Annotated in this window: 15 protein-coding genes; 9 read left to right on the top strand and 6 right to left on the bottom strand. The window is 70.9% G+C overall.

Translation table 11 applies throughout. From position 1 onward, the window contains the following. The first annotated feature begins 61 nt into the window (after window positions 1-61). The gene (locus tag A6A06_RS33830; RefSeq protein ID WP_073766762.1) at window positions 62-973 is read left to right on the top strand and encodes an acyl-CoA thioesterase; all 912 of its coding nucleotides are present in this window, start codon (window positions 62-64) and stop codon (window positions 971-973) included. Window positions 974-1,121: 148 nt separating this feature from the next. Here the strand turns inward: A6A06_RS33830 and A6A06_RS33835 are convergent, their stop codons facing one another. After that, a complete protein-coding gene (locus tag A6A06_RS33835) occupies window positions 1,122-2,039 on the bottom strand; it encodes a DUF6397 family protein (RefSeq protein ID WP_274535906.1) in 918 nt (305 codons plus the stop codon). Between the two features lie 75 nt (window positions 2,040-2,114). Further along, entirely contained in the window at window positions 2,115-2,522 is a 408-nt protein-coding gene (locus tag A6A06_RS33840) for a roadblock/LC7 domain-containing protein (RefSeq protein WP_073766764.1), read from the bottom strand. A gap of 141 nt (window positions 2,523-2,663) precedes the next feature. Here A6A06_RS33840 and A6A06_RS33845 point away from each other — a divergent pair, with 141 nt between their 5' ends. Continuing rightward, the gene (locus A6A06_RS33845) at window positions 2,664-3,092 is read left to right on the top strand and encodes a PPOX class F420-dependent oxidoreductase (protein WP_073766766.1); all 429 of its coding nucleotides are present in this window, start codon (window positions 2,664-2,666) and stop codon (window positions 3,090-3,092) included. Window positions 3,093-3,153: 61 nt separating this feature from the next. On the opposite strand, the gene A6A06_RS33850 is transcribed toward A6A06_RS33845, so the two are convergent. Then, the gene (locus tag A6A06_RS33850) at window positions 3,154-3,798 is read right to left on the bottom strand and encodes a GTP-binding protein (RefSeq protein ID WP_242441087.1); all 645 of its coding nucleotides are present in this window, start codon (window positions 3,796-3,798) and stop codon (window positions 3,154-3,156) included. A gap of 162 nt (window positions 3,799-3,960) precedes the next feature. On the opposite strand from A6A06_RS33850, the gene A6A06_RS33855 reads away from it, so the two are divergent. Both A6A06_RS33855 and A6A06_RS33860 read left to right on the top strand, forming a co-directional pair. After that, window positions 3,961-4,203 carry a hypothetical protein gene (locus A6A06_RS33855; protein WP_199931347.1) on the top strand — a complete coding sequence of 81 codons (243 nt, stop codon included), beginning with the start codon at window positions 3,961-3,963 and terminating at the stop codon, window positions 4,201-4,203. Between the two features lie 164 nt (window positions 4,204-4,367). Then, a complete protein-coding gene (locus A6A06_RS33860) occupies window positions 4,368-5,036 on the top strand; it encodes an O-methyltransferase (protein ID WP_073766770.1) in 669 nt (222 codons plus the stop codon). Between the two features lie 42 nt (window positions 5,037-5,078). Here A6A06_RS33860 and A6A06_RS33865 read toward each other — a convergent pair whose 3' ends face one another. Continuing rightward, a complete protein-coding gene (locus A6A06_RS33865; RefSeq protein WP_073766772.1) occupies window positions 5,079-6,257 on the bottom strand; it encodes a glycosyl hydrolase family 28-related protein in 1,179 nt (392 codons plus the stop codon). A 482-nt stretch (window positions 6,258-6,739) separates the two neighbouring features. Here A6A06_RS33865 and A6A06_RS33870 point away from each other — a divergent pair, with 482 nt between their 5' ends. The 3 genes from A6A06_RS33870 (at window position 6,740) to A6A06_RS33880 (ending at window position 9,998) form a co-directional block, all read left to right on the top strand. Continuing rightward, complete coding sequence (locus A6A06_RS33870; protein ID WP_073766774.1) at window positions 6,740-8,287, top strand: amino acid permease; 1,548 nt, start codon at window positions 6,740-6,742, stop codon at window positions 8,285-8,287. Between the two features lie 110 nt (window positions 8,288-8,397). After that, the gene (locus tag A6A06_RS33875) at window positions 8,398-9,198 is read left to right on the top strand and encodes a GNAT family N-acetyltransferase (RefSeq protein WP_073766776.1); all 801 of its coding nucleotides are present in this window, start codon (window positions 8,398-8,400) and stop codon (window positions 9,196-9,198) included. Between the two features lie 128 nt (window positions 9,199-9,326). After that, on the top strand, window positions 9,327-9,998 hold the full coding sequence (locus tag A6A06_RS33880; RefSeq protein WP_443333814.1) for a class I SAM-dependent methyltransferase: 672 nt from the start codon (window positions 9,327-9,329) through the stop codon (window positions 9,996-9,998). 92 nt (window positions 9,999-10,090) lie between these two features. Here the strand turns inward: A6A06_RS33880 and A6A06_RS33885 are convergent, their stop codons facing one another. After that, the gene (locus A6A06_RS33885) at window positions 10,091-10,966 is read right to left on the bottom strand and encodes an oxygenase MpaB family protein (protein ID WP_073766777.1); all 876 of its coding nucleotides are present in this window, start codon (window positions 10,964-10,966) and stop codon (window positions 10,091-10,093) included. Window positions 10,967-11,058: 92 nt separating this feature from the next. Here A6A06_RS33885 and A6A06_RS33890 point away from each other — a divergent pair, with 92 nt between their 5' ends. Further along, complete coding sequence (locus A6A06_RS33890) at window positions 11,059-11,397, top strand: hypothetical protein (RefSeq protein ID WP_242441088.1); 339 nt, start codon at window positions 11,059-11,061, stop codon at window positions 11,395-11,397. Between the two features lie 203 nt (window positions 11,398-11,600). Next, window positions 11,601-12,428 carry a hypothetical protein gene (locus A6A06_RS33895; RefSeq protein WP_073766778.1) on the top strand — a complete coding sequence of 276 codons (828 nt, stop codon included), beginning with the start codon at window positions 11,601-11,603 and terminating at the stop codon, window positions 12,426-12,428. A gap of 156 nt (window positions 12,429-12,584) precedes the next feature. Here the strand turns inward: A6A06_RS33895 and A6A06_RS33900 are convergent, their stop codons facing one another. Next, a complete protein-coding gene (locus A6A06_RS33900; RefSeq protein ID WP_030998668.1) occupies window positions 12,585-12,767 on the bottom strand; it encodes a hypothetical protein in 183 nt (60 codons plus the stop codon). Window positions 12,768-12,827: the final 60 nt, after the last annotated feature.

A 12,827-nucleotide genomic window follows, 5' to 3' on the forward strand; every position in this document is an offset into this window, starting at 1 on the left:
CCCCGCGCGGGGCGCACCACCCGGCAATGGCATCGAGACATCCGACGGAGGACGTACGGCCATGAGCAATCCCGCCGAGCGCCTGGTGGATCTGCTGGACCTGGAGCAGATAGAGGTGAACATCTTCCGCGGCCGCAGCCCGCAGGAAAGCCTCCAGCGCGTCTTCGGCGGGCAGGTGGCCGGACAGGCGCTGGTCGCGGCCGGGCGGACCACGGAGGGCGACCGCCCCGTGCACTCGCTGCACGCGTACTTCCTGCGCCCGGGGCGTCCCGGGGTGCCGATCGTGTACCAGGTGGAGCGGGTACGGGACGGCCGGTCCTTCACGACGCGCCGCGTGGTCGCCGTCCAGCAAGGGCGCACGATCTTCAATCTGACCGCCTCCTTCCACAAGCCCGAACCGGGCTTCGAACACCAGTTGCCGATGCGCCGCGTGGTACCCGCTCCCGAGGAGCTGCCGACCGTCGCGGACGAGGTGCGCGAGCACCTGGGCGGGCTGCCCGAGGCGCTGGAGCGGATGGCCCGCCGGCAGCCCTTCGACATCCGCTACGTCGACCGGCTGCGCTGGAAGCCGGAGGAGATCGAGGGCGCGGAGCCGCGCAGCGCGGTCTGGATGCGTGCGGTCGGCCCGCTGGGTGAGGACCCGCTGATCCACACCTGCGCGCTGACCTACGCCAGCGACATGACCCTGCTGGACGCCGTCCGCATCCCGATCGAGCCGCTCTGGGGCCCGCGTGGCTTCGACATGGCTTCCCTGGACCACGCGATGTGGTTCCACCGCCCCTTCCGCGCGGACGAGTGGTTCCTCTACGACCAGGAGTCCCCCATCGCCACCGGCGGCCGGGGCCTGGCCCGCGGCCGCATCTACGACCGCGGCGGCAACCTCCTCGTCTCCGTGGTCCAGGAAGGTCTCCTACGCCCCCACACCAAGAACCACAGCCTGGAACGTCCGTACGGCGACGAGGCGGGAAAGTAGGCACTCGGCCACCGGCGGGATGAGAAAGCAGGCATTCGGCCTCCCGTGAGCTCCTGTCCCTCTCATGACCTATACGGCCGAGCTGCGAACCGCTCCCAAGCCCTCCCTCGTCGGGCGGGGCGGTGACGCCGACCAGGGTCGATGCCCGTCACGGGCCGTCACCCGGCGGGCGCGGGCAGGCCGGGAGGCGTAGGCGGGCGGTGGCCGGCTGGTGGTGGCGGGCGCGGTCCAGGGAGCGGGAGAGGTTGACGCGGTACCAGAGCACCTCGTCGAACTCTTCCGCCATGGTCGCCCGCTCGACCGCTTCCCTGGCCGCCGGGCCCGGGGCGGGCGGGGCCAGGGACGGGCGCAGGCGTCGTAGCACGGAGCGCTCCCATGGATCTTCCACGACCGAGGCCAGCTCCTCCGGGGGCAGTACCGCCGCGATCACCGCGGCCGACTCCCAGCCGTCCGTCGCCTGGCTCATCAGCTGGGCGACCCGGCGGCTGCGCCACTTGCGACCGCGCCAGTCCTGCCCGCCGTCGAGCACGACCCGCAGTACCGCGGGGATGTTGCCCCGCAGCAGCCCCGGCTCGCGGTCGGCGAAGTCCGTCAGCTCCGCCGCGAGGTAGAGCCAGACCACGGCGCCGTAGCGGTTCACGTAGCAGCGGGCGGGGGCGAAGCAGCCGGACCGGGCCAGCCGCAGGCAGCGGGCCGCTCCGATGCCGAGCAGTTCGGCGGCCTCGGCCGTGCCGACCGTGCGGAGTCGCTCACGCAGTGTGCCGGGGAAGCCCTCCTCGCTGCGCAGCCGACGGATCTCCTCCGCCGGCACCCGGCGCCGCCCCCACGGGCCGACCGGGCCGGGCCGCGCTTCAGGATCCGGTGGGAGGGTGAGAACTTCCCCCAACTGCACGGCCAGGTCGAATTCTCCGCCTCTCAGGCCGAGTTCGCGGGCTGCGCGCCCTGGCGTGAACACCTCACCGGCGGCGAGCCATTCCTCCGTCGCGAGCACCGCAGGCGCCTGCCGCCCGTCGCACATCACCGTCATGTCGCACTCCCCCGTCATCGTGTCCGTCGAGGGATCCACTGCGGATCCCCGCCGGTTCGTTACCGACAGTGACGACGATAGCGGTGAGGTACGACAGCCGGTCAACCCCCGACCTCAGCCCTGTGGACAACTCTCCGGCTGCCGGGCCGCGACCCCCAGATGTTCCCCCACACGGTTGACCAGCAGCGCCATTTCGTAGGCAATTTGTCCCATATCGGCCTCTGGGCCCGCCAGTACGCACAGACAGCTGCCGTCCCCCGCCGCCGTCACGAACAGCACGCCATCGTCGAACTCCACCATCGTCTGCCGCACCCGTCCGGCCTCGAAGTGCCGTCCGGAGCCCTTGGCGAGGCTGTGCAGCCCCGACGCGACCGCCGCCAGGTGCTCGGCGTCCTCCCGCGCCAGCCGCTCGCTCGCGCTCGTCACCAGCCCGTCGTTGGACAGCACCAGGGCGTGCCGCACCTGGTCGATCCGCTCGGTCAGGTCGTCCAGCAGCCAGTCGAGTCCACCGCTCAGTGCCATACCGCTTCCTCCCCGCGTCCCCGTGGGCAACTGCCGTGCAAGCCTGGACCACCGTTGCCGTACGGGCAAGCAACCCGGCGGAGCCGACGCGCTCGGTGCGGCCGCGCGGCCCGTTCACGCCGGATGGCGCAGGATGGCGGTATGGCACGCAAAATGAGCAAGGACGAGTGGCAGAGCTTCCTGTCCGAGGGCACCCGTACCGGCAAGCTCTCGACCGTACGGGCCGACGGCAGCCCGCACATCGCGCCGGTGTGGTTCCTGCTGGACGGCGACGACCTCGTCTTCAACACCGGCGCCGACACGGTCAAGGGGCGCAACCTCGCCCGGGACGGCCGCGTCTCGCTCTGTGTGGACGACGACCGGCCGCCGTTCAGCTTCGCGATCGTGGAGGGCCAGGCCGAGACCAGCGACGAGCTGTCCGAGGTGCGCGCCTGGGCCACCCGTATCGCGGCGCGTTACATGGGTGAGGAGCGCGCCGAGGAGTACGGGGCGCGCAACGGCGTTCCCGGGGAACTGCTGGTCCGGATCCGGATCAGCAAGGTCGTCGCGCTCGCCGATCTGGCCGGCTGACGCCTCATGGCCGTGCTCCGGCGGCGCGCCCCGCCGGAGCACGGCGGCCGTGAGCGCGCCCTCACCCCACCGAGTCCAGCAGCCGGGCGGTGTGCACCCGCCCGGCGTGCTCGACCAGCCGTATCAGCACTTCCTTCCCCGAGTCGCGGTCCCGCGCGTCGCACAGCACCACCGGGGTGCCCCGGTCCAGGTCGAGCGCCCGCGCCACCTCGCCGGCCCCGTAAGCGCGCGCCTCAGGGAAGCAGTTGACGGCCACCAGGAAGGGAATCCCGCGGTTCTCGAAGTAGTCGACGGCGGGGAAGCAGTCCTCCAGCCTGCGGGTATCGGCGAGCACGACGGCACCCAGCGCGCCCTGCGCCAGGTCGTCCCACAGAAACCAGAAGCGGTCCTGCCCCGGTGTCCCGAAGAGGTACAGGGACAGTCCGGCCCTGATGGTGATACGGCCGAAGTCCATCGCCACGGTGGTCGTGGTCTTGCGCACCACGTCCCGGGAGTCGTCCAGCGCCGCGCCCGCCTCGCTGAGCCGTTCCTCCGTGCGCAGCGGCCGGATCTCGCTCACGGCACCGACCAGAGTCGTCTTGCCGACCCCGAACCCGCCCGCCACCAGGATTTTCAGAGCCAGCACACTGTCGTCCGAGGTGTTCGCGGATCCGTCGGCAGGCGCTACAGGTACGTCGTGGGGATCGTCGTGCGACTCGAAAACCATGGCGAGGACCGTACTCCTTTCGCTACGCAGCGTGGCACGGAGTTGACAAGTTCGTACGCTTCGGGAGAAAGCCCCGGCCACCGTCCGGCCGGGCGCCACCAGCGGGAAGCCCGCGCCCGAGCCGGTCGCCACGCCGGCCGGACGCGAGAAAGAAGGCTGATGATGTCCACCCACGAGGCCACCGGTACCGGCACGGACATCGCGGCCGTTCCCGCCGCGGGCGACAACGAGGCCGGTCCCTGGCACAACGTCTGCCGAATCTGCCATCCGCGGGAGTCGCCCGTACGGCCGCTCGTCGCCATCTGCGGTGAGCCACTGCTCGGCATCAGGGCCGCCCGGGACGCGCCGCGGTGCGAGCTGTGCGACTACCTCACTCCGCTGCACGAGCGGGGCCACCGGGCCTGAGAGCGAGGGAGCAGCAGGGGAGGCGCGAGGGAGGCACCGGGGGAGGAGCGGGCGAGGCCGGCTCGTGTGCGTCCATCACACCGACTGTGCGCTCATCACACCAACAGGCGTACATCCCCTGCTAGCTTGGTTAGCAAATCTAACTAGGTAGGCGAAGGGGCCGCATGTCTCAGCAGCAGTGGAACACGGTCGACGACTACTTGACCTCTCTGCTCGTCCCCGCCGACGAAGCGCTGCACGCCGCACTGCGTGACAGTGCGGCCGCCGGTCTTCCCCACATAGCCGTCTCCCCCACCCAGGGCAAACTGCTCCACCTCCTCGCCCGAATACAGGGCGCCCGGCGCATCCTGGAGATCGGCACCCTCGGCGGCTACAGCGCCATCTGGCTCGGCCGCGCCCTCCCCGCCGACGGCCGGCTCATCTCCCTGGAGGCCAACGCCGCGTACGCCGACATCGCCCGCGCCAACCTGGCCCGCGCCGGGCTCGCGGAGCGTACCGAGGTCCGCGTGGCCCCGGCGCTCGACAGCCTCGCCGAGCTGGTCGCCGAGCGCGCCGAACCGTTCGACCTGGTCTTCATCGACGCGGACAAGCCGAACAATCCGCACTACCTGGAGCAGGTCCTCGAACTCACCCGCCCCGGCAGCCTGATCATCGGTGACAACGTCGTACGTGACGGGGACATCGCCGACGCCGCCAGCACGGATCCCTCGATCCGCGGGACCCGCCGGTTCCTGGAACTCATCGCGGAGAATCCGAAACTGAGCGCCACCGCCGTGCAGACCGTGGGCACCAAGGGCTACGACGGGTTCTCGCTGGCCCGGGTGATCGAATGACCGGCCGGCCCGCCGATTGAGCTGCCGACCGGCCGGCCGCGTTCATCCCAGACTGATCCTGTTTCCGGCGGAGATCTCCGCGCCGACCACGCCCGAGCCGGCATAGCGGACGTTGTTTCCCGTGGCCGTCCCGCCGGAACAGGAGGTGAACAGTATCGCGGTCCCGTCGCCGCCCCGGCTGTATTTCACGATGTTCCCGGTGACCACTCCCTCGTGGACGTACTGCAGCGCAATGCCGTGGGAACTGGCCCAGTCGCGGATGATGTTCCCGGAGACGACGATGTTCTCCATCGGTGTGTCCGACATCCCGTATATGCCGATGGTGGCGTAGCGGGGCCCTTGGCCCGGTTGTTTCTCCAGCCCCATGTGCGTCAGGACATTGTGCGCGATGACGATGTCCTCGGTCTGCGACCAGAACCACGACTGGTACTGCGCGGAGGGATCCATCTGCACCTGGATTCCGCTGTTGCAGTCCTCCATGATGTTGTTCGAGATGACCGCGTGGCGCCAGTTGTGTGCGCGGACGGCGTAGTTCCTGGCGTTGGTGATCCTGTTGTTCACCACGCGCAGACCGTCGTGGAAACGGCCGGGGAAGGTGGCCGTGTGCGTGCCCACCAGCGCTCCGTACCCGTCGGCCGAGCAGCCGTCGACGACGATGTTGGCGCTGTGCGTGCCGTCCGGCGCCTCCTGGACCTCGATCGCCTCGGAGAAGAACCGGGTGGGCGTGGTGGCCCGGAAACGCCGGAAGACGCAGTTGCGCGCCGTTCCGTTGCGGATGCCGTGGAACTCGATCGCGTGCCAGTCCGGGATGTTCTCCACCACCAGGTCCTCGTAGAGGATGTTCTCGGCGGAGCAGAAGGCGAACATGTCCAGCGGCAGCGTGTTGTTCGCGCCACCGTCCCATAATCCACCGCGGATGCTGATGTTGGACGCGCCGTTGTAGCCGTCGTGGGAGAAACCGCCGCCCCAGAGAGTGTCGATGGCGGAGGTGTCGCTGCGGAAGATGTGGGCGCCGTATGCGATCACGGTCAGATTTCCCGGTTCCGGTACCACTGTTCCCGTGCTGTGCATCCGGTAACGCCCCGGGGGAATCACCAAGGTCCCCCCGCCGGCGGCGCAGATGGTGGTCACCGCGTTCTGCAGGAGGGCCGCCGCGTCGACGAGGCCCTGCGGATCGGCACCGAAATGGTCGACGAAATTCCACTTCCCCGTGTCCGTCATGCCTGCATGATTACGCCGGGCGGCCGGAAACGTAAGACATCGAAAGGCGGCAGTTGCGGCACCAACCACCGCAGCCCCGGCCCCGTCCGGGGCTGCGGTACTCCGGGCGCGCCGTCGCCACCGCCACCGTCACGCGCCCTCCAGCGCCGCCGGCCCGACGCGGAGACACGGCAGCGTAACGGCGCCCATCGGGTGTACCGAAACCACGGAAAACCAGGGACGCTTGGCGACAACGACACCTCTGCCCCATCCCGGTCCCTTCCTGCCCGTGCCCCACTTCGGAGCCCTGATGCCATCGACCGGCGGCCTGCTGCGCGGCAGCCGAGCTGCGCGAAGGCGCTCGTGAACACCCACCGATGCCACCGGCCCCGTACGCGGGCACCACCTCCCGTCGGCGGCCCAGCGACCGCCCCGCCTTCGTCCCGTCTTCCTGCCTTTCCTTTCCTGTGCGGAGATTCCCGATGCGTACTTCGGCAAGAACGATGCGTCATTCGGTAAGAACACGGCGCCGACGGCCCGGGCCACCGAGCGACGGACGCCATCAGCACGAGGACGAACGTCTTCTCCATACGCTCGGCTACTCCCAGCAACTGCGTCGGCGGATGGGCGCTTTCGGCAACTTCGCCGCGTCCCTGTCCGCTATTTCGATCATGTCCGGCGCCTTGTTGCTCTTCGGCTACGGCCTGAACTCCGGGGGTCCCGCGGTGGTGATGTGGGGGTGGCTCGCCATCGGGCCGCTGGTGCTGTGCCTGGCGGCGGCCCTGGCCGAGATCACCTCCCGCTACCCCACCAGCGGCGGCCTGTACTACATGGCCCGCCAGCTCGGCGGTGAGCGGTGGAGCTGGTACACCGGCTGGCTCAACCTCCTGGGCCTGCTGGCCGGAATCGCGGCCCAGGACTACGGCATCGCGACCTTCACCGCCGCCTGGGCGAACCTGCAGTTCGGCCATGTGCCCACGCCGGGCTCCCTGCTGGTCGTGTACGCGATCGTCCTCGTGCTGCACGCGGTCCTGAACCTGTTCGGCGCACGGCTGATGAACGCCCTCACCTCCCTGAGCGCGTGGTGGCACCTGGCCGGAGCCGTCGTCATCATCGGCGCCCTGGCGCTCGTCCCCTCCCACCACCAGCCGGCCGGCTTCGTGTTCACCGAGTTCACCAACAACACCGGCTGGAGCTCCCCCACGTACGTGATCCTGCTGGGCATGCTGCTGCCGTGCTTCGCCCTGGCCGGCTACGACACCTCGGCCCACCTCAGCGAGGAGACCAGCCGGGCCTCCGTCGCCGCGGCGCGCGGCATCGTCCGCTCGGTGGCGGTGTCCTGGATCGCCGGCGGCATCCTGCTGGCGGCGCTGCTGTTCGCCGTCCAGGACTACGCCGCGACACTGGCCGGCCCGACCGGCGTGCCGGTGGCGCAGATCTTCTTGGACGCGCTGGGCGTGGCGACGGCGAAGGCCCTGCTGCTGGTGATCATCGTGGCCCAGTTCCTGTGCGGCTACACCGTGACCGCCGCCGCCTCGCGCATGATCTACGCGTTCTCCCGGGACGGCGCCCTGCCGGGCTCGGCCCGCTGGCGGCAGGTCAGCCGCCGTACCGCCGTACCGGCCAACGCCGTCTGGCTCGCCGTCATCGTCGCCTTCGTCCTCGCCCTGCCGTCCCTGTACTCCGCCTCCGCGTTCTCCGCGGTGACCGCCATCTCGGTCGTCGGCTTCACCCCGGCCTACGCCATCCCGGTCCTGCTGCGGCTGCGCCACCGCGACAAGTGGACGCACGGGCCCTGGCACCTGGGCCGCTTCAGCCGGCCGATCGGCTGGACAGCGGTGGTGTGGGCAGCCGCGGTGACGGTGCTGTTCCTGCTGCCGCAGACCAGCCCGGTCGCCGCCGCCACCTTCAACTACACACCGGTCGCCACGCTGGTGGCCCTCGCGCTGGCCGCCCTGTGGTGGCGCATCGGGCGCCGCTCCTACGACGTGCCCCGATCGGGCGACCCAGCCAACCATCAGGACAACGCGTCCGAAAGCGTCATCCGATGACTCCAACACCGCTTGTCACACGTACAGTTCCCACTGACCCGGAGGCGCCGGAGTCGTCCACCGTCCACTCAGGGGCCTTCACCAGTCCAACGGTTCATGGAGGGGGTACGGTGACCGGTCTCACGGAGTCCGTCGAATCGGTACAGCAGCTCGCCGCGGCCTGGCGTGCCATGGTGCTCGACCGCGAGGCGGACGCGGATGTGCGTGACCTCCCGGGCATCTCCGTCCGCTGGGCCGACTGCCGGTTCGTGTTCTGGAACTGCATCACCCTGACCGGCACGGGCACCGGAGCAGAGGCCGTCGGACAGCGTCTGAGCCAGGCTGCGGACATCATGCGCGCGAAGAAATACCCGGGCTTCCTCTGGCTCTTCGAAGACCTTCTCGACGACGAGGCCCGCTCCGCGTTGAGGGCGTCGGCCGAGCAGGCAGGCCTTCGGTACGCATTTCCCGGCAGGGGCATGGCCGCGGATCTGCTCCCGGCCCCCGAGCCGGTCCACCCCGACCTGACGTTCACGCGCGTGACCACCGACGCGCAGGTGCTGGCCTACGCGGATCTCAACTCGCGCGCCTACGGTTTTCCCTTGGAGGAGGGCCGCGACGGCCTCGCCGGATCCGCGTTCTGGAAGAACGAGGCGTACGCCTACCTGGGCATGCGCGGCGACACACCGGTGACGTGCGCCGCTACGGTCGCCGTGGAAGGCCGCCTCTTCGTCGCGCTCGTTGCCACCGACCCGCAGTGGGAGCGCAGGGGCTACGGCGAGGCGGTCACGCGCAAGGCGCTGTACGAGGGGGCGCGGGCCACCGGGCTGACCCGCGCCACTTTGCACGCGACCGCAGCCGGGGCCCCCGTGTATCCACGGATCGGTTTCCGGCCGAACTCACCCATCCACTTCTACGGCCTGGCGGACTGAAGCCCGGCGGGCTGGGGCTGGCGGTCCGGAGCCCTGCGCGCCGGGCCGCCGACGCCTGAGCTATTGCTGCTGGTCAGCAGGCAACGGCGCGGTGGGCAACGGCGCGCTTCGGTCCCTACAGTGCCCGTATGAACGACAGTTCCCGTATGAACAACGGCACCGCCGAGACTCCCGGGCATGCCCGTCATGTGCCTGACGCATCCAGTCAGGTACATGACGTACAGGAGTTCTTCGCGTCCCGCGCGCACGACTGGGACGCGAAGTTCCCCGACGACGGTCCCGCCTACCAGGCGGGGGTCGCCGCGATGGAGCTGCGCGCGGGCGACCGGGTCCTGGACGCGGGCTGCGGTACCGGGAGGGCCCTGCCCGCCCTGCGGGCCGCCGTCGGGCCGGGCGGGACGGTGCTGGGCGCCGACCTGACGCCCGAGATGCTGGCGGCAGGCGTGCGGGCCGGACGCGGACACCTGGCGTCCCTGCTGCTCGCCGACGTGCACCGGCTCCCGCTGCCGGACGCCTCGCTCGACGCCGTCTTCGCTGCCGGGCTGCTGTCCCACCTGGCCGAACCCGGGCCGGGTCTCGCCGAACTGGCCCGGACCGTACGGCCCGGAGGCCGGCTGGCGCTGTTCCACCCGGTCGGCCGCGCCGCTCTGGCGGCGCGGAAGGGGCGCCGGCTCACGCCCGGGGACGTACGGGCCGAGCCCAACCTGCGCCCGCTGCTGGAGCGCTCCGGGTGGGACCTGGTGCGCTACGTGGACGAGGACGCGCGCTATCTGGCGATGGCCGTGCGTCAGGAGATGTGAGACGCCTTCTCCACAGTGACCTGGCCCTCGAACCGGCCTTGGAACCAGTCCTCTAACCGGTCCGCTTCACCGGGGGGGGACGCCTCGGTGGCTCAGTGCGGCACGGGGCAGCCGCCCGCGGGGCGCCCCTGGGGGAAGGTGCCGAGGTCGGCGATGGTGTAGCCGTTCGGGTAGCTCTTGATCTCCGGGTTCTGGCGGGCGTAGTGCGGACGGCGGCGCGGCGGGAGCAGGCGGACGGACTTGGCGCGCAGCCGCAGCGCGCCGCGCACCGCCGCTTTGACGGCCGGCTTGGGACGCTCGTAACGGAAGGCGTCCAGCAGGGCGTCGTCCAGCAGTGCCATGCTCGCGCCGCGCACCACCGGGGCCAGCGGGCCGTACCAGTCCGCCATCAGGCTGAGCGTGGCGTCGGACACCCGCCGCCCGCCCTCGTCCCAGCCGAAGTGGGCATCCTCGTAGTCGTCCAGACAGCGTTCGAATTCCTGGAAGCCCTGCGGGATACCGCTGATACCCATGTGGCGCCCGAGGGTGCGGTAGTAGACGGCCGAGGCGTGCTTCTCGTGCGCGCTCAGCCGCCGCCACCCGTACAGATCCAGCCAGCGTTTGGGTACCACGACGAACGTGCACAGCACGTACCGCATGTCGTCGTCGGTGATGTCGTAACTGCGGTGCATCTGGTTGATCCGGCGGATCGCGGTCCGGCCGTCCTCGGTGTCGAAGCCGTGCTCCACCACCGTGTCCAGGAGAAGCGCGGTGTCGTCATAGCGCTTTTGCGTACGGTCCGTCAGCTCGGCGGTCTCGGCCAGCAGTCGGCCGATGCTGGGAACGGCGTAGGTCCGGTAGAGCGCCAGCTCCAGGGCGCGCGCGACATCCCACGGGAATTCGTACGTCGTGGTGATGCGGTGGATACGCAGGAAGTCCCGCTCCGGATCCAGTCGCCGGATCTCCTTCAGCCAGTCATATCGCCGCACCGAGAGCCTGCCCTTTCGTCGTCGAAGTTCCCATCCTAAGCACGTCGGGCACACTGGAACGACCGGCACGGGAACCGGGAATGGGGGACACGATGACCGGATTCTTGCGTGGCATCTCCGGATTGTTCCGGGGACTTCGGGACTTCTTCGCCCGCGTCCGCACCGCGGTGCACCTGCCGGGCAGGGACGAGCCCCGGGCACCCGGAGTGAAGCGGCGGCACAACATCTTCGAGGCCGCGGCGGTCCATGTGGCGGCGTGCGCCGAGGACGACGACGAGCGCAGCGCCGAGGCGGCGGAGTGGGTCTCCCCGGAGGCGCTCGCCTTCGGCATCAACGAGCTGGCCTGCCGGGCGGTGATCGCGCTCGCCCGGGAGCGCAGCGAGTCCCCGCAGACGGTGGCCCGGGACCTGCTCAACCTGCCGGTGGCCTGAAAGCCCGGGTCCGGAAGACCTGTGGTCGCCCGGTCGGTGGCGTACGACTGGTGACAAGCTGCCGCCCGGCCAACTAGGGTGCGCCGACGACTGATCGGAACGATCGGTCCGGTTCGGGTCCGGCGCGGGCCGGCCCGGGGACCGTGGCCGGTGACGCCGGGCTGAGCCGGGCGGATCAGAGCGCATCGGATGGGGAGGCCCGGGTGTCGACCGAGAGCGCCGGTACGTCCACGGCCGGAAACGCCGGCGGGGTCGCCCCCGAGAGCGTCGACGAGGACCAGTTGCTCGTCCTGACGGCGGTGTTGCTGACGCCCGCGCAGTTCCCGAGCGTGCTGGGCGACGACTACCCGGAGGTGTGCGCCGGGCTCGGCCTCGAACCGTACGGGCAAGGGTACGGGCTGGTGCTCGGCCAGGACGGGCACGGTGCGCGCTGGACGGTGGTGACGGACGACGCCTCGCTCGTCGCGTGCGCCGTCGCGGCCTGGGACTGCGGGATGGAGTACGACCTCTCGCCGGACGAGGGCAGCGTGGTCGAAGCGCTGCCCGGCTGGCCGCTCACGCTCGCCGTGGCGGCGCCGGGGGTGCCGGCGCCGCACGACCCGGAGCCGGAGGAGGGCGGTCCGGCCGTGCTCAGAGCGCCGGACGCCGCGCAGTGGGGGCCCGCGCAGCGGCGGCTGGGTGCGGACGAGATCGCGCTGCAGTGGGCGGTCTGGCGCGAACAGGTCGAGGGGGAGGTCACGTTCGTCGATCCGGGGGCCCGGCCGCATGCCGGAGTGCAGCGGGCACTGGCCGAGGCGCGCGGTTACGTGGCGGCGCCTCCGCCGCCGGGGCGGGTCCGCTCGTCCTTCGCCGCCGGTGAGGCCCGTACGCTGCGCGTGGACGGGCCGGGGTGGAGCATGGTGGCCCGCACCGACGACATCGCGTTCGTCCTGCTGGACGAGCAGCCGGGCGAAATCCTGCCGGTGGGCCGCGGGCCGGAGCTGCCGGGGCTGCTCCAGGCGCTGGAAGCGCTGGCGGTCCGCCCGGCCTGAAGGCTCGCCCGAAAGTTCACCCGAAGGCCCGCCTGTGAGCCGTGGCGGCGCCCCACCCGCAGGCCGTCCGCCCACGGGTCCGCTGACGGGGACGTCGTCGCGGCCCGGCCGCCCGCCCGGCTCACGCCGCCGGACGTCCGGACACCGGCCACGGGGTCAGCGCCCTATCTCCTTGCGGGTCACGCGGCGCAGCCTGCGCCGCTGCGAGGGGTCCAGCGTCAGATACGCCACGGCCGGCACGCCGACCATGACCAGCACCGCCGCCCAGAACGGCAGCAGCCACAGCAGGATCACTCCCGCCGCCACGCCGCCGATGGCGACCTTTGCGTTCGTGGACATCCTTCACGTCCCTTCCGCGGCAGTTGCCGCGCTCTCTGTACCCCATTGAACGCCTTTCCG

The organism is Streptomyces sp. CB02923 (genome assembly GCF_001905005.1).
Lineage (GTDB): Bacteria > Actinomycetota > Actinomycetes > Streptomycetales > Streptomycetaceae > Streptomyces.